The 20720-nt window shown below is 69.7% G+C and carries 19 protein-coding genes; 9 read left to right on the top strand and 10 right to left on the bottom strand.

The features are described 5' to 3' along the window. Window positions 1-7: 7 nt before the first annotated feature. Window positions 8-325, bottom strand: a complete 318-nt coding sequence (locus tag ACKVMH_RS05015; protein ID WP_412699482.1) for a YerC/YecD family TrpR-related protein — start codon at window positions 323-325, stop codon at window positions 8-10. Window positions 326-403: 78 nt separating this feature from the next. After that, window positions 404-1534, bottom strand: a complete 1131-nt coding sequence (gene galE / locus ACKVMH_RS05010) for a UDP-glucose 4-epimerase GalE (protein ID WP_412699481.1) — start codon at window positions 1532-1534, stop codon at window positions 404-406. Between the two features lie 154 nt (window positions 1535-1688). Between galE and ACKVMH_RS05005 the strand changes: the two genes are divergently transcribed. Genes ACKVMH_RS05005 through ACKVMH_RS04985 form a run of 5 tightly spaced genes read left to right on the top strand, consistent with a single transcriptional unit; the run spans window position 1689 to window position 7891 of the window. Beyond that, window positions 1689-2315, top strand: a complete 627-nt coding sequence (locus tag ACKVMH_RS05005; RefSeq protein WP_412699480.1) for an XrtA/PEP-CTERM system exopolysaccharide export protein — start codon at window positions 1689-1691, stop codon at window positions 2313-2315. Next, window positions 2315-3895, top strand: coding sequence for an XrtA system polysaccharide chain length determinant (locus tag ACKVMH_RS05000; RefSeq protein WP_412699479.1), 1581 nt, complete (start codon window positions 2315-2317; stop codon window positions 3893-3895). Before ACKVMH_RS05005 ends, ACKVMH_RS05000 begins: the two co-directional genes overlap by 1 nt. Before the next feature lie 11 nt (window positions 3896-3906). Further along, a complete protein-coding gene (locus ACKVMH_RS04995) occupies window positions 3907-4674 on the top strand; it encodes a CpsD/CapB family tyrosine-protein kinase (protein WP_412699478.1) in 768 nt (255 codons plus the stop codon). Beyond that, window positions 4671-5993 (top strand): hypothetical protein, encoded by a 1323-nt coding sequence (locus ACKVMH_RS04990; RefSeq protein ID WP_412699477.1) that lies wholly within the window; start codon window positions 4671-4673, stop codon window positions 5991-5993. The genes ACKVMH_RS04995 and ACKVMH_RS04990 overlap by 4 nt, the downstream gene beginning before the upstream one ends. Window positions 5994-6004: 11 nt before the next feature. Then, the gene (locus tag ACKVMH_RS04985) at window positions 6005-7891 is read left to right on the top strand and encodes a hypothetical protein (protein WP_412699476.1); all 1887 of its coding nucleotides are present in this window, start codon (window positions 6005-6007) and stop codon (window positions 7889-7891) included. 4 nt (window positions 7892-7895) lie between these two features. Here the strand turns inward: ACKVMH_RS04985 and ACKVMH_RS04980 are convergent, their stop codons facing one another. Genes ACKVMH_RS04980 through ACKVMH_RS04945 form a run of 8 tightly spaced genes read right to left on the bottom strand, consistent with a single transcriptional unit; the run spans window position 7896 to window position 17004 of the window. Continuing rightward, the gene (locus ACKVMH_RS04980; protein ID WP_412699475.1) at window positions 7896-8654 is read right to left on the bottom strand and encodes a glycosyltransferase family 2 protein; all 759 of its coding nucleotides are present in this window, start codon (window positions 8652-8654) and stop codon (window positions 7896-7898) included. Beyond that, window positions 8651-9838 carry a hypothetical protein gene (locus ACKVMH_RS04975; protein WP_412699474.1) on the bottom strand — a complete coding sequence of 396 codons (1188 nt, stop codon included), beginning with the start codon at window positions 9836-9838 and terminating at the stop codon, window positions 8651-8653. Before ACKVMH_RS04975 ends, ACKVMH_RS04980 begins: the two co-directional genes overlap by 4 nt. A gap of 27 nt (window positions 9839-9865) precedes the next feature. Then, entirely contained in the window at window positions 9866-10528 is a 663-nt protein-coding gene (locus ACKVMH_RS04970) for a polysaccharide deacetylase family protein (protein WP_412699473.1), read from the bottom strand. Further along, window positions 10525-11661: a glycosyltransferase gene (locus ACKVMH_RS04965; protein WP_412699472.1), complete on the bottom strand. Its 1137-nt coding sequence runs from the start codon at window positions 11659-11661 to the stop codon at window positions 10525-10527. Before ACKVMH_RS04965 ends, ACKVMH_RS04970 begins: the two co-directional genes overlap by 4 nt. Further along, window positions 11658-13010 (bottom strand): phenylacetate--CoA ligase family protein, encoded by a 1353-nt coding sequence (locus ACKVMH_RS04960; RefSeq protein WP_412699471.1) that lies wholly within the window; start codon window positions 13008-13010, stop codon window positions 11658-11660. Before ACKVMH_RS04960 ends, ACKVMH_RS04965 begins: the two co-directional genes overlap by 4 nt. Further along, a complete protein-coding gene (locus ACKVMH_RS04955) occupies window positions 13007-14572 on the bottom strand; it encodes an oligosaccharide flippase family protein (RefSeq protein ID WP_412699470.1) in 1566 nt (521 codons plus the stop codon). The genes ACKVMH_RS04960 and ACKVMH_RS04955 overlap by 4 nt, the downstream gene beginning before the upstream one ends. Further along, window positions 14569-15906, bottom strand: coding sequence for an O-antigen ligase family protein (locus ACKVMH_RS04950; RefSeq protein WP_412699469.1), 1338 nt, complete (start codon window positions 15904-15906; stop codon window positions 14569-14571). Before ACKVMH_RS04950 ends, ACKVMH_RS04955 begins: the two co-directional genes overlap by 4 nt. A gap of 9 nt (window positions 15907-15915) precedes the next feature. Next, window positions 15916-17004, bottom strand: coding sequence for a polysaccharide deacetylase family protein (locus ACKVMH_RS04945; RefSeq protein ID WP_412699468.1), 1089 nt, complete (start codon window positions 17002-17004; stop codon window positions 15916-15918). A 138-nt stretch (window positions 17005-17142) separates the two neighbouring features. On the opposite strand from ACKVMH_RS04945, the gene ACKVMH_RS04940 reads away from it, so the two are divergent. The 4 genes from ACKVMH_RS04940 to ACKVMH_RS04925 form a co-directional block, all read left to right on the top strand. Beyond that, the gene (locus ACKVMH_RS04940) at window positions 17143-17751 is read left to right on the top strand and encodes a J domain-containing protein (protein WP_412699467.1); all 609 of its coding nucleotides are present in this window, start codon (window positions 17143-17145) and stop codon (window positions 17749-17751) included. 11 nt (window positions 17752-17762) lie between these two features. Beyond that, window positions 17763-18383, top strand: a complete 621-nt coding sequence (locus ACKVMH_RS04935; RefSeq protein WP_412699466.1) for a class I SAM-dependent methyltransferase — start codon at window positions 17763-17765, stop codon at window positions 18381-18383. After that, complete coding sequence (locus tag ACKVMH_RS04930; protein ID WP_412699465.1) at window positions 18376-19590, top strand: glycosyltransferase; 1215 nt, start codon at window positions 18376-18378, stop codon at window positions 19588-19590. The genes ACKVMH_RS04935 and ACKVMH_RS04930 overlap by 8 nt, the downstream gene beginning before the upstream one ends. Then, window positions 19581-20720, top strand: a 1140-nt coding sequence (locus tag ACKVMH_RS04925) for a Gfo/Idh/MocA family protein (RefSeq protein WP_412699464.1), incomplete at its 3' end; no start/stop codon positions are given. The genes ACKVMH_RS04930 and ACKVMH_RS04925, both read left to right, overlap by 10 nt.

Here is a 20720-nt window from a genome sequence, read left to right as displayed (position 1 = left end):
TGGTGCGTTACTTGGCCGCGACCGCGCGGCTGCGCTTGAGTGCCTGGCCGTAACCGCCGGCGCCGCGCTCAAGCGTCCGCGCGACGCGGCCGATCGTGGTGACGCTGACATGGGTGCGCTCGTGGATCTCGCGGTACGGGATGCCCTGGGCCAGCAGCGGCACGACCCGCCACCGGTCAGTCATCGACTCGAGTTCGGCCGGCGTGCACAGGTCCTCGAGGAACGCGCGGACCTCCGTGGGCCCGCGCAGGCGGTCGATCACCGACGCCAGCGTGTCCAGCACGTCTTCCTGCACCTCTCCAACCCCGTCCGAACGACGCTTCATCCCGCGCTCCAATGTATTAACGCGTTAGCACGTTAATGCACATTGGTACGCCGATCAACCACTTTTTGTTGGCGGGATTCAGGGCGTGACGCTGGGAACGCGGACCGGCCCCTCCACGGGCGTGCGCCCGGCTGCCTTGGCAGCGCTCGGCGCGGGGATCCCGACCGGTGCACGGCCGGACGGTTTCGTACGCGGCGCCGGCGCATAGCCGTGTGGATTCATCAACTGCCAGCGCCAGGCATCCCGGCACATGTCGTCAATGCCCAGCCGGCTTTCCCAACCCAGCAGCCGCCGGGCCAGGCCAGGGTCGGCGTAGACCTCGGCGACGTCCCCGGGCCGGCGATCGACGATCTCGTACGGGACCTGCCGGCCCGACGCACGCTCGAACGCGCGCACCAGTTCCAGCACGCTCACTCCGCGGCCGGTGCCGAGGTTGACCGTCGCGCCAGCATCGCCGCGCTGCAGGTACTCGATCGCGTCGACGTGGGCCCGCGCCAGGTCGACGACATGGATGTAATCGCGTACGCCGGTGCCATCCACGGTCGGGTAGTCGCCACCGAACACCTGCAGGCGCTTGCGCCGACCGACCGCCACCTGGCAAACGAAGGGCATCAGGTTGTTGGGTAAGCCGCCCGGGTCCTCGCCGATAAGCCCGGACGCGTGCGCGCCGACCGGGTTGAAGTAGCGCAGGTTGCACACGTGCAGGCCGCTGCCGGACTGGCAGACATCGGCCAGCAACTGCTCCACCACCAGCTTGGTGCGGCCATACGGATTGGTGACCTGCAGGTCCGCATCCTCCCGCACGGGCACGTGCCGCGGGTTGCCGTACACGGTGGCGGATGAGCTGAACACCAGCCGCTGCACGCCGGCGTCCTGCATTGCCCGCAGCAGGGTGATCGTGCCGCAGATGTTGTTGTCGAAGTAGTCCAACGGACGGCTGCACGACTCGCCGACCGCCTTCAGCGCGGCGAAGTGGATGACCGCGTCGAACCGGTGCTTTGCGAACAGCGCCGACAGTGCATCGGCATCGCGCAGGTCCACCCGGTGCGCCACCAGTGGCGCGCCGGTAAGCCGACGCAACCGCGGCAGCACGGCCGGCGAACTGTTGACGAAGCTGTCGGCGACGACGACCTGGTGGCCGCGCTCGACCAGCTGCACGCAGGTGTGCCCCCCGATGTAGCCGGCTCCACCCGTCACCAGGATATGCATGCTGCCCTCCAGGCCCGCCCGATGACCGGTACAACGCCAAACCCGACCATCGCAGGACCAAGCAGGTCGCAACCCGTCCGCATCCGCATCCGGACTCGTGGCCGGGTTGGCTCGGATCAGTCGTTGAAGTCTGCGAATCCGGGGAAACGCCACGATGAACCTGCGAGCTGCCGCCTCCTTCCTGTCCCTCCTGTTGTGCTCCCTGCTTGCCGCGTGCGCGAGCGGCGGCGGCTCGCTTGCCGATGCGCCGCCGGCCCAATCCGCCAACGCAGTGGACGCCTATCTCATCGGCGTCGACGACATCGTCCAGGTGTCGGTGTGGCGCAACCCCGAGTTGGGCATCACCGTGCCGGTGCGTCCCGACGGCATGATCTCGGTACCGCTGGTCGGCGACGTCGCCGCCGCCGGGCTGACCCCACAGGACGTGGCCGCCGACCTGCAGGAGAAGCTGGCGGCCTATGTGCGCGACCCGCAGGTGGCGGTGATCCTGACCGACCTGCGCAGCCATGAGTACCTGTCGCGGGTGCGGGTCACCGGCGCCGTGCAGCAACCGGTGTCGATCCCGTACCGCCAGGGCATGACCGTGCTCGACGCAGTGCTGGAGGCCGGCGGCATCACCGAGTTCGCCGCGCCCGGGCGGTCCAACCTGCATCGCAAGACCAGCAACGGCGCGCAGGCCCATGGCGTGCGGCTCGACCTGATCCTGGAACGGGGCGATCTCGCCACCAACTATCCGGTCGCCCCGGGTGACGTGATCACGGTTCCGGAGCGCACGTTCTGATGAACGCCATCGCCCTTCCGGCGCGACGCACGGCCGTCGCGGTACCGGACGCCCTGCCGCCGGACGAGCTGGTGCCGGTGCTGCTGGCCGAGTGCCGGCGCCACGCGCTGCCGATCGCGGCCACCTTTGGAGCGGTCGCCCTGCTGGCATTGCTCGTCGGGTTGTTCCTGTTGCCGCGCAACTACGTCGCCTCGACCACGATCCTCGCGCGCGAGAGCGACATCATCCAGCCGCTGCTGGAAGGACGCGCGGTCGCCACCGGCGTGACCGACCGCGCCGGCATGGCGCGCCAGGTGATCTTCAGCCGCAAGGTGCTGGAGGACATCCTCGCCACCGGTGGCTGGCTGGCCGACAACCCGTCCCCGATCGAACGCGACCGGAGGATGGAGCGCATCCAGGAGAACACCCGGGTCACCAGCCCACGCGAGGACCTGGTGCATATCGTCTACAGCGACTCCGACGCCGAGCGCACCTTCCGGGTAACCGAGCGGCTGGCCGAGCTGTTCATCGCCGAGAGCCTGGAGACAAAGGAGCGCGAGAGCCGCGAGGCCTACGAGTTCATCGACAGCCAGGTACAGGCGTACCACCGCAAGCTGATCGAAGCCGAGGAGAACCTGCAGGCGTACCGGTCGCGTAATGCCGACGCCCAGCCCGACAGCACCGCCGAGGTCAACAACCGGGTTTCGGCCCTGCGCACCCAGGTCAGCCAGAACCGCATGGAGCTGCAGGAGCACCGGTCGCGCGCCGCCGCGCTGGCCTCGCAGCTCTCGCGCGAGTCGGCCGTCACCGCGGTGCAGACGCGTGCCAACCTGTACGGCGCGCAGCTGGTGGAGCTGCAGAGCCAGGTCGACCTGCTGCTGCTCAACTACACGGAGCAGTACCCGGACGTGGTCCGCCTGCGGCACCAGATCGCCGACATCAAGCGCGCCATGCAGGAAGATGCCGCGCGCCCAGACACCGCAGCCCAGGGCGGCACGCCATTCGAGAGCGCACAGCTCAACCCTCACTACCAGCAGCTGCGCCAGCAGCGCGACGAGGCCCTGCGCGAAATGGCCGCCACCAACGCCCGGCTGGGGGTCTCGCAGTCGATGCTCGGCGAGGAGCTGGGCCGCCGCCGCAGCATCGTCAACGCCGAGGGCGCACTGGCCGAGCTGACGCGCGACTACGAGGTCAACCGCGACCTCTACCAGGACTTGTTGCGCCGGCGCGAGAACGCACGCGTGTCGATGCAGCTCGACCAGGAAGAACGTGGCCTCACGCTGCGGGTGCAGGACCCGGCCACCATGCCGCTGCGCCCCACCGGCCTGCGCTTCATGCACTTCGCGATCGGCGGCCTGATGCTGGCGATCCTGCTGCCGCTGGGCGTGGTGTTCCTGCGCGCACGCTTCGACCCGCGCATCCGCTCGGCATCGCACCTGTCGCGCCGGATCGGCGCGCCGCTGCTGGCGGTTATCCCGACCTACCACACGCCCGCCGAGCGCCGCCAGGACGTGGCGCGCGTGGCGCTGAGCTTCGCCATCGTGGCGACGGTCGTGGTCGCCTATGGACTGGTCTACGGCTACAAGCAGCTCTACGCATGACAACAAAGACCATGAGCAAGCAGACCCGACAGCGCGCGCCCCTGGCGCCGGTAACCGCCGATTCGGCCGGCGTGCTCGGCCCGGTACCGGCTGGCCACGCGATCAGCCGCTACGCCGAACCGGAGCCGCTCCCGGCGCGCAAGCTGGAAGAGCGCCGCCTCATCCACCGGCACGACTCGGTGCGGGTGCAGGCCGACGCCTTCCGCGAACTGCGTACGCGGCTGGTGGAACTGGGCGGCGAACGCAGTTTCGTCACGCTGGTGGCCTCGGTCGCCCCCGGTTGTGGCGGCAGTTTCGTGGCGCGCAACCTCGCGGCTGCGTTCGCTTTCGATGAATCCAAGAAGGCGCTGCTGATCGACTGCAACGCGCGGCACCCTTCCCAACACACCGCCCTCGAGGTCGAGGCCACCGGCGGCGGGTTGATGGATTACCTGGACGACCCGTCGCTCGATGTCGGCGACGTGGTCTACCCCACCGGCGTGCCGCGCCTGGGACTGATCCCGGGCGGACGCGTCCGCGAGATCACCGGCGAGGCCTTCAGTTCCTTCCGGATGCGCGCGATGACCGATTCCCTGCGCGGCCTGTACAACGACCGCTACGTGATCCTCGACGGCCCCCCGGTGCAGGGCTCGCCCGATGCCAGGATCCTCTCCGAGCTGGCCGACTTCGTGGTGCTTGTCGCCGGGTACGGCCGGGTGAGCGCCGCCGCGGTCGAGAAGACCATGGCGAGCTTCCCGTCGGAAAAGCTTGCCGGCGTTGTGCTCAACAACAGCCCATGAGCCGATCCGGCGCACGCAACCGCTACAGGCTTGGCACGGTTCACGCACTTGCGGCCGCGCTGGCGACGCTGCCGGGGACGGCCGCGGCCCTCCGGCTGGATTACTCGGTCGACCTGGGCGTGGAGCGCAACGACAACGTCGCGATGACCCCGATCGACCCGGTCGAGGAGGACATCCTCCGCGCCGGGCTGGATTTCGCCCTGACCCACGACACCGCGGTCATCCAGGCCAGCCTGGCTGGACGGGCGGAGTACCGCGACTACCTCGGCGATGCCTACGACGACACCCTCGACGGCACCGCGCAGGGCCGTCTGAACTGGTTCGCGCTGCCCGAACGGCTGAGTTTCACCGTCGAGGACAACCTCTCGGTGCAGCCCGTCGACACCCTGGCGGTCAATGCACCGGGCAACCGCCAGCAGGTCAACGTGCTGTCGCTCGGGCCCAACCTGCATTTCGACCTTGGCTCGAGCCTGCGCGGGCGTGCGGAACTGCGCTACACCGACAGCGACGCCGAGATCACCGACGAGTTCAACTCGCAGCGGCTGGGCATGGCCGTGCGTACCATCAAGGAACTGGGGCCGACCAGCCAGCTGTCATTGAACGTGCAGGGCCAGCGGGTTGACTTCGACGACGACGTCATCGCGCGCGACTACACGCGCTACGACCTGTTCGCACGCTACGCCCGGACGCTGGCGAACTTCGAGCTCGGGTTCGATGGCGGCTATTCGCGGCTGTCCTACCGTGATGGCCCCGGCAGTCGCTCGGAGCCGCTGCTGCGGGCCAACGCGGACTGGACCCCGGGTGAGCGGCATCGCCTGTCGCTGTCGGCGTCGCAGCAGTTCTCCGATGCCGCGACCGAAGCGCTGGTCGCCATCGACGAGGACGCGGCCACCACGCCGGGACCGCTGCTGGTCGGCGATGCGGTGGTCAACGCGTCGCCGTACCGCGAGCGGCGCATCGCCCTGGGCTACACATTCACCGGCACGCGGCTGGGCTTCAGCGTGGAGCCCTACGTGGACCGGCTCGACTACGTCGATGCCGACGAGTTCGACCAGGAAGGCCACGGCGTGGCCGCCGCCATCGGCTGGCAGTTGCGCCCGCGTACCACCATCGGCGCGTTCGCCAGCGTCGACCGGATCGATTACCTGCAACTGACGGTGGAGCACGAGACCCGCCGTTATGGCGTCCACCTGCAGCACGACTGGTCCCGCCACCTGAGCGGGCGCATCGAATGGGCGCGCCACGAGCGGCTCAGCAACGTGCCGGGCGACGACGCGGAACAGGGTCTGGTCTACCTGAGCATCACCTACCGCCGCTGAGGAACACTGCCATGGCGTCCCATCGAGCAATCCACCGACCGGGCCACGCCCCTCGCCGCAGCGCACTGGCCTGGCGCGGCCGCACCGCCGCGGTGCTGTACCTGGTCTCGCTGGCCGCGGCTTGTGGCTTCCCGGAAACCGGGACGCCCGTGTCCGTCCCCAAGGCCGAAGCCCTGCCCGCCCCGTCCGATGCCGCTCCGGCGCCCGATGTAGTACCGGCCCCGGCGCCCGCGGCAGCCGGCACGATGGCCAGCGGCATTCCGCTCGACCTGGATTACGTCGATCGAAACTCCGGCGAGTACCGCCGCTTCACCGCCTTCGTCGACAGCGCGGTACGGGGCAATCCCGGCTACGCGTTCGCCGCGGCCGATGCCGCCCTGATGCACCGGCTGTCGGGCAAGGACCGCTACTGCGAGCTGGCGGTTTCGATGGTGGAGAAGCAGGTCGCCGACGCCGAGGCCGCGATCGCGCGCGGCGACCGCCCGGAAGTCGCCGGCGACTCCTACCTGCAGGTCGGCCCGATGATCTCCGACCTCGCACTCACCCTCGACACCTGCAACACGATGGTGACGGCCGCGCAGCGTCAGCGCTGGTCGGCGTACGCCGAGCAGGCGGTGTGGAACGTGTGGCACCACGTGCGCGCGCACTGGGGCATGCGGCCGGAGCCGTGGACCGGCTGGGCCACCGACAACCCGGGCAACAACTACTACTACAGCTTCCTGGAGGCGACGCTGTACTGGGCGCTCGCCAGCGGCAACGCCGACTGGATGAAGGAGCTGCGCGAGGACCGCGTGCCGCCGCTGCAGCAATACTTCGCCCAGCTCGATGGCGGCGGCAGCCGCGAGGGCACCGGATACGGTGCCGCGCACATGCGGTTGTTCCCCTGGTACCGGCTGTGGCGGGATGCCACCGGCCAGGACCTCGCCGGCGCCAGCAGCCATGCGCGCGACAGCATCGACTACTGGATCCACGCGACGGTGCCGACCCGCGACCGCTTTGCACCGATCGGCGACCAATCACGCAACTCGGTGCCCGAACTGTTCGACTACCACCGGCGGGTGGTGCTGGAAGCACGTGCCCTGACCGAGGACGCGCAGGCCCGCAGCGCGGCCGCCTGGTGGCTCGGGAACATCTCGGTGCCCGAGATGTCGTCGGGCTTCAACCTGCGACACGGCCTGCTGCCCGCCGGCGGGAACGGCGAGCCACCCGCGTCGCTGCTCCACCATGCCGAGGGCACGGGGCACCTGTTCGCACGCACCGGCTGGGACAAGGACGCCATGTGGGTGGCGATCGTCGCCGGCCCCTACGAGGAGAGCCACGCCCACCAGGACCAGGGCGGGTTCACCCTGTTCGCGGGTGACTGGCTGGCGGTGACCGAGAACATCTGGAGCCACAGCGGCATCCAGCAGGGCACCACGGTCCACAACGTGGTGCGGTTCGAGCGTGCCGATGCGAGTGCGCGCCAGTGCAATGCGCCGGCGGGTGACGTGGTGGTGCACCAGTGCACGCCCACCCGTTCGACCCTGGAGGTGACCCCGGGGCCGGATGGGTCGTTCTCGGCCAACGCCGACCTGACTGCCGCCTATGCCGGCAACCCTGCCCTGCGTGGCTGGCAGCGCCGGTTCGACTTCGCCGACCGGACCCTCACGGTGCGCGACCGCTTCGACCTGGGCCCGGGCACGCGCGCGGTGTTCCAGCTCAACGTTCCCGAGCGGCCGCGTATCGAGGGCAACCAGGCCGTCGCCGGCAACCTCCGCGTGCGCGTGCTGGAACCGGCCAACGCCACGCTCGCGGTGCACGACTGGAGCAGCGTCGACGCTCAGGAGTTCCGCCGTGGCTGGCGCCTGGACGTCAGCGGCAGCGACACCGGTTACGTGGTCGCGTTGAGCGAGGACTGACCCGTCAGCAGCGCTTGGCCAGCGCGTTAACGCCGTAGTGGACGAAGCAGCGGCACGCATCCGCCCAGCCGAGTGATTCCACTTCGCGGTAGATGTGCCATTGCCAGCGCGCGGCGCGCAGCTTGTCGGCCGACAGCGAGCCGCGCCTGACGCGGTAGTACGCCAGCGGCTCCGGATCCGGTGCGCAGCCCGCCACGCCGGCCCGCCGGACCATCGCCAGCCAGAACGCGTAATCCTCGTGTCCCACCCGCTGGAACCGGCCGTCGCCCACGCGGCGGTCATAGATTCCGGTCAGGTTGCCGATGCGGTTGCTGCTGAGCATGTCGCGATAGTTCACCGTCGCCGGCGGTTGGACCACCGACAGTTCCGCCCCCGCTTCATCGACACGCTGGTAAGCGGTGTAGCTGATCGGCATGCCGCTGGCGCGCATCCAGGCCAATTGCACGGCCAGCTTGCGCGGGTGCCACCAGTCGTCGCTGTCGAGGAAGGCCATGCAGTCGCCCGTGGCGGCATCGATGCCGGCGTTGCGCGCGGCGGCCACGCCGGAATTACCCGCAAGCCGCACCGTCACCACGCGCGGGTCGGCCGCCGCGAAGGCGTCGATCACCGCCGACGAGCCGTCGCGCGAACCGTCGTCGACCACCACCAGCTCTACCGCCCGGTGGGTCTGTCCCAACACCGACTGCATGGCCTGGGCGAGCGTGGTGGCGGCGTTGTACACAGGCATCACCACGCTGACCGTGGCGGCCCCCTGCCCGTTCATTGCGCCCGTCCCCCGGCCCAGGACGACCGCGGGGGCGGCAGGCCGCGGTCGCGGTACTGCCCTGGGTCGCCGTCGAGCCCGGCCTCGGCCGCCTTGACGATGTTGTAGAGCTCGCGCGCGCTGACGTAGTGCAGTACGTAGTCCTTGCCGTCGTTGTAGCGGCGCTCGAGGTGGTCGTGCATCGCGTCGACCGGTGCGCCAAGCAGGGTGTCCATGTCGTGCTCCTGGGTGCCGTGGGTGTGCACCTTCACGAACACCCAGTCCGGCCGACCCTGGACGTGGATGCCGGTGCGCACCCATGCATCGACGCGCGCCGGCGTCGGCGGGCAACTGGCACGCACGTCTGCGTTCTCGATGCGGGGCATGACGCCAGCCCGCCGCTCGCGCCAGTTGAGGCCGAGCGGGCCTTGCACCAGCATCAGGTCGCCCTCGGGCTGGCCACCCACCTTCACCGGCGTCCCACGGTCGTGCGACTTCGGGCGACCGGGGTCGTCGGTGGCGTAGTAGATCGAATTGATCGTGCTCGTCTGGGTTTCGCTCGGCGCCGACGGCAGGGTGAAGTCGGCGTAGCACCCCAGCTCGCGCAGCAGCACCAGCTCGTTGTTGATGCCGCACCAGCGCCCGTCACAGCGCGAGTTGTCCAGGCTCCAGTTGCCGTGGATGAAGCCGAAGCGCAGCTGTCCGGTCTTGGGATCGCGCGGCAGCGCACCGTGACGCTCGTGCAGGACCTGGTTGAAGCGGGTGATGCATTCGCGGAAGTTGGCCTCGGTGTCGTTGTCGTGGTGCAGGTGCACCTCGATCTCGCCGAACCCGTCGGCACACAGCGACGCCAGCTTTTCCAGGTGCGCGGGCACGTACTCCTCCTCCGGGTAGAAGAAGGTGTGCTGCGGCGGCCGGCCGTCGGCGTCCCGGTGGCGGGCGGCCAGCGCGCGGTACTCGCTGCACCAGCGGTCGACCCGCGCACGCTGCACGTCCGCATCGGCGCCGTGCCACATGGGCTCGAAGTGGTCGACGAAGCAGAACATGACGTGGACCGGCCGCCCCGTGACCCGCGGGGGCCGCCGCCGCAGGTAGGCCAGGATCCAGACCTGCATGTTGCGCGCGCGCAGCAGTTGCCAGACCAGCAGGCCCGCCAGCAGCACAAGCACCAGTGCCACCAGCGCCAGCCAACCCGCCACGCTCATCGGCCTGTCCCCCGCCCCACGGCCTGCTCAGCCATGGCCGTCCATCGCCGCGAAGGTGAATCCTTCGGCCATCCATTCGGGTATCAGCGTCGCCAGCATCTGCCGGGACGTCGTGCTGTCGTCGTGCATGAGGATGATGTCGCGCCCCCGTGGCGGATGCCGCCGTGCGACCTCGATCAACCACGGCGCCGGATGGTGGCCGTAGTCGAGGCTGTCGTAGGACCAGTACGCGATCGGGCGCCGGTGGCGGACGAAATGGGCCAGCAGTGGCAAAGGCAGCACGCCGCGCGGAGGCCGGAAGGGATGCCGCGCGCGGCTATCGAAACGTTCGAGCAGCGCGTCGGTGCGATCGATCTGCTCGAGTTGCTGGTGCAGCGACAGCCGCTCGAACCGTGGATGGTCGTAGGAATGGTTGCCCAGGGTATGGCCGGCCGCGACGATGTGCTCGACCAGCACCGGGTGCCGCTCGACCTGATTGCCGACCAGGAAGAACGTCGCCTGGACACCGTGGCGCGCGAGCAGGTCAAGCAAGGGCAGCGTGTGTTCCGGATGCGGTCCGTCGTCGAAGCTCAGGTAAAGCGCCTTGCGCCCGCCCGGCCCGGCGGTGGTGACCCAGGCGCCCGGCAGCCAGCGCAGCAGGTGGAGCCGCCGCGGGCGCGGCGTCATGGTGGCCACGGCGGTGGCGTTCATGCGAACACCATGCCGGCGTACACCGCCGCGTAGCGCTCGGCCATGCTGCGGAAGGAGCCGCACTCCAGCACCCAGGCACGCCCCGCGCTGCCCATGCGGCCGGCCAGCTCGCGGTCGTCGAGGATCGACAGCATCGCCTCGGCCAGCGCAACCGGATCGGAGGCCGGAACCAGTCGTCCACTGATCGCGTTGCGCACGATCTCGCCGTTGCCACCGACATCGGTCGCAACGATGGGAAGGCCGGCCGCGCTGGCCTCCAGCAATGCGATCGAATATCCCTCCGACACGGACGACAGCACGAACAGGTCCAGCCCCTGCAGCAGTACGTCGACGTCGCCGCGGTCGCCCATGAAGTGCACCGCGGGATAGACACCCTCGCCATGCGCGACCTCGGCCAGCGCGTCGCGCTCGGGTCCGTCGCCGATCAACAGCAGCGCGGTCGCCGGCATTGCCTGGTGGACACGTCCGAACGCACGGATGAGCGATGCCTGGTCCTTTACCCGGTTGAGACGTCCCACGCTGCCGACCAGCACGGTTCCGCGCGGCAGCCCGAGCACCTCGGCCAGTTGGCGGCGCGAGGCGTCCGATGCGGGGCGGTAGCGCTCCAGCCGGATGCCATTGGGGATCGCCACCAGTCCCTTGCGCGGCCTGACGCCGTGCGCCTGCAGCTGGCGCCGCGCGGCTTCGCAGACCGCCACGCAGACGTCGGTCAGCCGCATCGCCTGGCGGTACAGCCATTCGCGTCGGCCACTGCCGCCGGTCGTCGGCATCGCGTGGCGGGTGTTGACCACCTGCCGCAGCGGCAGCCCGATCGCCGCCAGCACCGCGTAGTAGTGGGCCACCGCGTTGTGGGTATGGAGGACGGCACCCGGTTCGTGCCTGAGCTGCGCGCGCAGGCGCCGCAGCGCACGCATGTCGGGCCCGCGCCGCTTGCCGCACGCGCTTACGTCGACGCCGTCGGCTGCCAGCTCGTCGGCAAGTGCACCGCGGCCGAACAGACAAACCACCCGGCAGCGCATGCCCAGCGCGCGTTGGGCGCGCACCAGTTCGATCACCACGCGCTCCAGCCCGCCACGCTCGAGGTTCTCGACCACATGGACCACGCTGGCGGGACGAACGGAGCGCGCCTTCACGACAGCTCCGACACGGTCACGCGCAGTTTTCCACTGGCGGTGAGCGGGATCGAATCGACGTAGCTGAAGTTGCAGGCCACTTCCGTCCCCATCGCCCGGGCCAGCTCGCGTCGTACCGCGGCAACCGTGTCGTCGCCAAAGCCCTCGCCGCGCACCAGCACCACCTCGAGCGTGTCCAGCTGGCGCTGCACCACCTGGTAGCGGCGGATGCCCTCCACGCCCAGCAGCGCATAGACGACGAACTCGCCGGGCACTACCCGGCCATCGGGCGTGCGCAGCGTGTCGAGTTTGCGGCCATCCACGCTGGCCAGCCGCGGTAGCCCGCGCCCGCACGCGCAGGTGCCGGCCATTGGCGTGCCGAGGTCGCCATTGGCGTAGCGCAGCAGCGGCATGCCGTAGTTGTGCAGGTCGGTGACGAGCAGTTCGGCCGGTCCGTCGGGCCGTTCCGGATCCAGCGGCGCACCGAACTCGACCTTCAGGTGGTCGGCATTGATGTGCAGCCCGTCGCGATGGGTGCATTCAGCCGCGATCAGCATGACTTCCCGGCAGCCGTAGGTGTTGTGGACCGGACAGCCGAAGGCCTGCTCGATGGTCGCCCGGTCCGGCGCCAACAGGGCCTCCGCCGCCGTCAGGATGCGCTCGGGCGGCGGGACGGTGCGCCCGTGGGCGATCATCCAGCGGGCCAGGTTGACCAGCGGTGCCACGTACGACACAACCACCTGCGGGCGGTACTTCGCGATCGCGTCCACATAGCGCGGCATCGCCGCCTCGGTCATCAGGAACGCGTTGAGCACCCTGCGGTTGAACGCGGCGTGGTAGAGCTCGTCCTTGATGCGTGGCAGCCCGCTGGCACTCAATGACGCCCCCCACAGATACAGCGTCCGTTGACCCAGACGCGCGCCGCTCCAGCCGTAACCGCGGTGCATCCCCGCCATGCGGCGCTCGTAGCTTTCACGCGTGTAGCCGAAGCGCATCGGCTCGCCGGTCGAACCGCCGGTCGCCTTGTACAGCAGCCGGCCACGGTACGCAGGCGCCACCAGCCGCTCGAGGTTGCCGCGGACATGCTGCTTGGTCAGGACCGGTAGCCGGGCGTAATCGTCCGGCCCGCGGATATCGCCCGCACCGGCCATGCCCGCCTGGCGCCAGCGCTCGCGGTAATACGGCACCTCGTTCCAGCAGTGTTCGACCAGGCGCTGGAGCCGGTGCCACTGCAAAGCCGCCAGCGCGTCGGCCGACAACCACTGGCTGGCTTCGTACTCGCGCAGGTAGGCGAGCGTGCGCCGGCGCCGCAGGCCGGACTCGTAGGCCGGGAACAGCAGATGCCGGAACAGCGGCTCGTAGAGGTTCATTGCCCGCCTCCGAGGGGTGCGCGCTGGCAGGCCCATTCCAGCAGCCGCGCGCCAAACCATGGCCGGCCGGCGGTAAACCGCTGGTGGAGTTGTTGCAGGTATTCGATGTCGGCCCTACTCCAGCAGCCAAGCAGCAGGGTCAGCGGTGCGTAGACCAGGGCGAGGGCCGCGGCGCCGACCGCGACTTCGGCCAGCGGCAGCAGTTGTCCCCGCAAGGGCAGCACGATCACCGCCGCCAGCCCTGCCGCGGCCACCGCGCGCAGCAACCGGCCCCAGTCCGGCACCACGCCGCTGACCCGGATCGCCAGCGCCATCATTGCCGTCGCGCTGGCAATCGCCACCGCGACATAGGCGATGGCCGCGCCAGCAAGGCCGAGCCAGAACACCAGCAGCGCACCGAGCGCCAGCTTGAGGGCGCCGCAGCCGGCAACCACGGCAAGCACACTCTGTTGCCGGTCGGCACTGATCAACAGGCTCGAACCCCCACCGGTCACCGCGGTGATCGCGACGCCCAGCAGGCACGCAGCGAACACCGGCGCCGCCTCGCGGTAGGCATCACCGTACAGCGCATGGACCGCGGCCGCGCCGAACACCACGCCGAAGGCGACCAGCGGCGCCGCCAGCAGCACCAGGTAGCCGGTGCTGGCGACGAAGCGCCGGCCGGCGACCTCACGCCCTTGCCCCAGCGCGTTGGCCATCATCGGCAGCAGCAGGGCCCCGAACACACCGGGCACCAGCGCCGCGGCGCCGACCGCCAGCTGGTAGGCCACCTTGAACCGCCCGGCGCCCTCGGGATCGCCATCGAGGTTGAGGAACAGCACCTCGACCTCGCTCGCGGCGAGGAAACCCACGCTGACAATCATCGCCGTCAGCCACATGTGGCGCCGGATGCGCGCGCGCATCGCCGGCGCGAGCGGCGGCGGCCGCCCAGTATCGCCGCGGGCCGGCGCATGGCGCGCCACCATCCAGTGCGACATCGCATGGAACACCACCCCCGACACCACGAACACCAGCAGCAGCCCCTCGACCGGCGCCCCTAACTGCCAGGCCAGCACCACCATCAACAGGTTGAGCGGCGTCGACACCAGCGAGACGACCGCCGTGCCGCGGAAGTCCTCGAACCCCTTGGCCACGCCGACATTGAACATGTAGGCCGCGCGCAGGCTGGTCGCCACCAGCAGGAAGCCCAGCAGCAGCGCACGGTCCATGTCCCCGGCCAGGTGATCGCCGGCCAGCAGGAAAACGACCGTCCCGACCACCAGTACCGCCGCGAGGAACAGCCGTTGAGCGCGCCGCAGGTACGCCAGCAACGACGGGATGGCCTGCTCCTGCCCCGCCCCGCGCAGCTCGGCCACGAACTTGATCGCCGAACTGGCGGTACCGGAGTTGGCCGTCGCCACGCCCATTGCCACCAGCCAGATCAGCAGCCCGTATACACCGAATCCATCCGGCCCCAGGTGCCGGGCGATGACCACCGACGTGACCATGCCGAGCAGGTACTCCGTGTACATGCCGATCGAGGAGAACGCGGTATTGCGCAAGGTGGCCGAACGCGTGCTCATACCATCCCCAGCAACACCTTGACGACCAGGTACAGGCCGACGACGCCGGACACCGACCACAGCGCCCAGCGCAGCAGGTCGTGCTCGAGCCGGAACCGCGGCAGCGCCGGGTAACGCGTCTGCATGCCGCAGTAGTGGCCGACCACCAGGGCTGCCAGCAGGTAGAGCACCACGACGTAGCTGCGGCTGAGGAAGAATGCCGCCGCGAAGAACCCCGACAGCGACAGCAGCAGCGTCATCGCGATCGCCCGGTCCTGCTGCCACTGCAACGCAGCGCCGTCGTCGGGCTCGGCCACGTCGGCCAGCAGCTGCCCCTGTGGTCCGGTCGCGACGCCGTGCAGCGCGTCGTCGACCCCGTCGTCCTGTTGCCGCAGCACCGCCAGCACCATGCGGAAGCAGTAGCCGATGAAGGCCAGCCAGATCGTGAAACCGATGATTCCGGTCTCGGCGAGGACCAGCACGAACGAGTTGTGCGCGGTGAGGTTGTAGAGGTCCGAATAGCCGTCGGCACCGATGCCGAGCAGCGGCCGCGAGATGAACATGTGCATGCCTTCGTACCAGGACTCCACCCGGCCCTGCGCGGATGCTTCGGCCACGTCGAGCTCCTGCATGCGCGACGGCAGTGCGATCAGCACCGCCAGCGCGCCGGCGCCGAGCGCACCCGCGGTGACCACGCCGCGCCGCTGCCATACCCACACGCCCAGCAGCACCACCAGCGCAAGCATCGTCCCGCGCGAGTCGGTCAGGTAGATCCCGTACAGCAACACGCCGGCCACCAGCAGCCAGAACAGCCGGCGCAGGCCCATCAGGCCGCCGCGGCCGCTCAGGTACAGGCTCATCGGCAGGCAGGTCACGAACAGCATGCCCAGGTCGTTGGGGTCGTTGAAGATCCCCACGTACTGGATGCGGGTCTGTTGCGACAGCGTCACGCCGGTCCAGCCCACGCCCGTAATCGACTGCTCGATGCCGTGCAGCGCAAGCACCCCGGCGCACACGGCGAACACCGCCATCACCGCGCGCACCCGCTCGCGGGTATCGACCGCATTGGCCAGCAGCACGAACGCCAGGACCACCGGTGCGAACTTGGTCAGCTGCACGAGCGCCCCGCCCGTCCAGCCGTTGACCACCTTCGACAGCATCAGCACCAACAGGAAGAGCGGCAGCAGCAGGTACTGCGGGGCGGCGAAGGACTTGCGCGGCGACATCAGCCAGGCCACCGCCGCCAGCACCAGCACGATCGGCTGCCAAGCCAGCCCGGGCGAGTCCAGCGATGCCGGATAGTCCTGTGGACGGATCAGAACCAGCACCAGATAGGCCAGGATGAGCAGGAACATCGTCGGGCCCTAGTACACGCGCTGGTGGGACCGGAAACTGAATACTTCCGGCAGCGAGACCATCGACTCGAACCAGGCGTCGTCCATTTCCCGTTCGACCGGCAGCCGTTGCAGCGCATAGCGCGACTCGTGCACCGACGGGTTGGTGCCCGAGATGTAGCTGCACGCCATCCGGTAGCCAGCCTCGCGCGCCGCGCGTGCCACCCGGTCGTTGAACGCGTCGCTGCCTCCGACCGGATAGGCGAGCACGCACGTGCTGGCGCCCAGCTCGCGGTCCAGCGCCTGCTTGGAGCCGCGCAGTTCCTGCTCCAGGTCACGCGGGGACAGCTTTGCCAGCATCCGGTGGGTAACGCCGTGCGAACCGACCTCCATGCCGGCGCGGTGCATCTCGCGCAGCTGGTCCCAGCTCATTGCGCGGCAGTCGGCGTGGCCGTTGGCGCGGGGCAGGTTCCACTCGGTCTCGAGCCGCGCCACCAGCGCCGCCTGGGCCGGGTCGTCAAGCGACTTCAGTCGCGCAAGCACCTGCCGCGCGACCGCGCGGCGCCCCTCCATCTCCGGGGGCAACGACGCCCGCATGCCAAGTTCCGGAGCGCTGAATACCGAGGCACCGGTCCCGCAGATCATGTGCACCAGCCAGTCATAGGCAAATGGCAGGCCCGTTTCGACATGGCCGGTGGACACGAAGAACATCGCCGACATGCCCAGGTCCTGCAGGATCGGGAAGGCGACCCGATGGTTGTCGTCGTAGCCGTCGTCAAAACTCACCAGCACCGCGCGCGGCGGCAGGGCACGGCCGCTGTCGATCCGCGCCAGCACTTCGTCGAACCGCATCGGGTGGAAATGGCGGCGCAGGAAAGCCATCTGCGCGCGGAAGCGCTCGGCCGACGCGCTGATCAGGTCGACGTCGAAATCGAACCCGTCCGGCTCGGCGGACTCCAGCACCCGGTGGTAGGCAAGGATGCGCAGGTCGTTGCGCAGCAACGTCCGCAGCCGGGCGAATGGCGACACCAGCTGGCTTCCATGGCACAGCCGCGCCAGCAACTGGCGACGGCCGTAGCCGGTCGCCGGCACGGTTGCCGTTAGCTCCGGGGTGGTCATCGGGGTGGCCGCTCCTGTGATCGTTCCCCTGCGGCCCTGATACCGGGCTTGGCAGATCTCTTCTGCTGTAACGCAAGGCGGGGCGAATCGAGGCCGGCGGGTTGCGGCGGTGCAGTTGGATCCACCAACGAGGACGATATGGCGGCAGACACCGATTTCAACGCGCTGTACGCCGAGCTGGGCGTCGATGCCGACTGCGACATCGCCCAGTTCCGGCTGGCCTACCGGCGCCGGGTCGGAAGCCTGCATCCCGACCGCATCGGGGGTGACGACGGCCTGGTGCGGCTGCAGCGGTTGAATCGCTCCTACGCGCAGGCGTCGGAGTTCCACCGCCTGCACGGGCGCCTGCCCGGCTCCCGGCGCGAAGCCGCAACCGAACCTGCGGTGCGAGCGCATCAACCGGCCGACGCCGCGTCGCGCGTGGCCGGGCCATCCGACCGCGCGCGTTATTCGCTGGTGGTGGCAGTGGTGACGGTGGCGCTGTTGTGGCTGTACCACGCCGAGCTGGAGCGTCCCCGGCTTGAGCTGGGCATGACGTCGTCCGACGTGCGCGCGCTGCAGGGTGCACCGACGGGCATCGACGGTTCCCGGTGGCACTACGGGCCGTCGTGGATCGAATTCCGCTGCGGAAAGGTGGCCGACTGGTACAGCACCCCACCCCAGCCGCTGCGGGTGGACGAAACACAGACGATCGGGGGCAAGCCGCTGCACCCGGCTCCGGCACCGGACTGCTGGAACGACTCTTGATGGGGAAGGCAATGCTTGCAGCAACCACGCAGCTCCTGGGCAAGGCACAGCGGCGCCTGTGGATGAAATACGCGCTGCGCGGGGTCGGAGGCAGCGACAACCACGCGCGGCTCGACCTCGCCTACCGCATGCCGGACCCGTGGAACATGGCGTCCGCGATGGAGCGCGCCCGCTTCGAGGCCACCAACCGCATCATCGGGCAGGCGTTTGGCCGTCCCGCATCGGTACTGGAACTGGGCTGCGGCGAAGGCCACCAGACCGGCTACCTCGCACGGGCCTGCGACCAGGTCTACGGCGTCGACGTCAGCGTCCACGCGATCGAGCGCGCGCATGCACGGGTGACCCAGGCAAGGTTCGCCGTGGCCGACATCTTCAGCCAGCCGTGGGGCGACGAACGCCACCGGTTCGACCTGGTGACCGCCTGCGAGGTGCTCTATTACCTGCGCGACCCGGCCGCAACCATCGAACGCATGCAGATGCTCGGTCGCAACGGCCTGGTCACCTTCTTCGCGCCCGCCGTCGGCCGGCTCGGCGACGTACTCGAGCGCGTGCCGGGCCTGCACAAGGACTGGATCCACGCCGGTGCCACGTCGTGGCTGGTCGGATGGTGGACGGACCACGATGGTGCCTGACGCACCCGCGGCCGGCCTGTACGGGCTGGGCATCGTCTACTTCGGCAACGACTGGAACGCCACCAACCGCACCAGCAGCCACCACATCGCCGAGCGGCTGGCGACGCGGATGCCGCTGTTGTACGTGGACTCGCCCGGCATGCGGGCGCCCGGCGCGTCCGGGCACGATGTCCGTCGCGCGCTGCGCAAGCTCGCCGCGGCGTTCCGCGCGCCGGTACCCACCCCCCAGGGGCCCTGGCACTGCACGGTTCCACAACTGCCGTTCCGCCGGCTGCCGGGCGTCGACCGCTTCAACCGCATGTTCGGTCGATGGGCCGTACGACGGGCGATGCGCCGCGTCGGCATCGGCGACTGCATCTCGTGGTTCGTCGTCCCGCACCCCGGTTTCCTGGCCCGACGGCTGGGCGAATCGCTCTGCGTCTACTACTGCATCGACGACTACGCCGCCCATCCCGGGGTCGACGCGCCGCTCATCGCGGGTTGCGATCTCGACCTGAGCCGGCGCGCGGACGTGCTGTTCGTCGCGCCGCCGGCGCTGCTGGACGACAAGCGCCGGCTCAACGCCGCCACCGTGTTCTCGCCCCACGGCGTCGACGTGTCGCTGTTCGGGCGCGCCAATGACCCGGCCACACCGGTCGCCGACGGCGCACGGAACCTCCGCGGCCCCGTCATCGGCTACTTCGGGTCGCTGCACGAATGGATCGACTTCGAGTTGATCGAGTGGCTGGCGCGCTCCCGGCCGCACTGGAGCTTCCTACTGGTCGGGCATGCCGCCGCCGACGTCGGCGCCCTGCGTGCGCTGCCCAACGTCCACCTGACCGGCGCGGTGCCGTACGCCGCGCTGCCGGACTGGGCGCGGGCATTCGACGCCTGCATCATCCCGTACCGGTTGAACCGCCAGGTCGCCAACGCCAACCCACTCAAGCTGCGCGAGTACCTGGCCACCGGCAAGCCCGTCGTCAGCGTGCGTAACGCCGAGATCGAGAAGTTCGCGCGCTGGGTGCACATCGCCGACGGGCGGGAGGACTTCCTGGCCGGGCTGGAGCGCGCGTTGCGTGACGACTCGCCGGCCGCGGCCGCCGCCCGCATGGCCGCGGTGGCCGACCAGACCTGGGATCGGCGGGTCGACGCCGTGCTCGACACCGTGCGCCAGGCCCTCGCCCGCCGCACGCCACTGCCTGATTCGGGGACGGCTCCATGTCACTAGCAACCACGCGCCGGCTCCGGGTGGCGATCATCGGCGCCGGCTACGTGGCCGGCCACCACCTCGCCGCACTGTCCCGGCTGGACTTCATCGACATCGTCGGCATCTGCGACACCGACCTCGGCGCCGCCCGGCTGCTGGCAGACCGTTACGGCGGCGTTGCGGCCGCACGGCTTGCCGACCTGCCCGAGCCCCCGCAGGTGGTGCATGTGCTGACCCCGCCGGCGTCGCACGCGGCGCTGGCACTGGAGGCGATCGCGATGGGTTGCCACGTGCTGGTCGAGAAGCCGATGGCCGATTCGGTTGCCGACTGCGAAACCATGATCGACAGCGCGCGCCGCAAGGGTGTGCTGCTGGGCGTCAACCATTCCGACCTGTTCGACCCGGTCCTGCAGCAGGCACTCGACATCGTCCGCGCGGGACGCGTTGGCGAGGTGGTCTCGGTCGACATCCTGCGCAGCTCCGACTACCCCGCCTACGCAGGCGGCCCTCTGCCGGGGATGGTCAGCCAGGGCTCCTACCCGTTCCGCGACCTCGGCGTGCACGGTCTGTATACGCTCGAAGCCTTCCTCGGACCGCTGGAACCGCTGCAGGTCGATTACCACGCCAGCGGCACCGATCCGAACCTCGGGTTCGACCACTGGCAGGCGCGTACCCGTGGACGCACCGGTGTAGGCCGCCTGTCGCTGTCGTGGACGGCCCGGCCATTGGAGAACCGCCTGTGTATCCGCGGCACCAACGGCGGCATCGAGGTTGACCGTTTCCTGCAGACCTGCCGCGTCCATCGCGTGTTCCCCGGACCGAAGTTCATCGGCATCGTCGCCAACGCGATGCTGCATGCATCCGCCGACCTGGTGCGGATTCCGTGGAACGTGCTGCGTTTCGCGACTGGCCGGCTGCGGCCTTCACCCGGCATCCAGCGCGGGGTGGAGCAGTTCGCGCTTGCGGTGCTCGACCATGCCGAACCGCCGTTCGGCGGCGAGGACGCCCTGCGGATCGCGCGACTGCTCGAACCCGCCTGCGTTGCACCGGACCGTCTGCGGGCGCGCGAACTCGAGGGGCGCCTGCGCCGGCTGGAACCCGCCGACGCGCTGGTGACCGGCGCCGGCGGCTTCCTCGGCCGCGCGCTCGTG

It is taken from the genome of Lysobacter zhanggongensis (genome assembly GCF_046638635.1).
Taxonomy (GTDB): domain Bacteria; phylum Pseudomonadota; class Gammaproteobacteria; order Xanthomonadales; family Xanthomonadaceae; genus Novilysobacter; species Novilysobacter luteus.
Note: the sequence above shows the minus strand (reverse complement) of the source record. Positions and strands in the feature narration are given on the sequence as shown.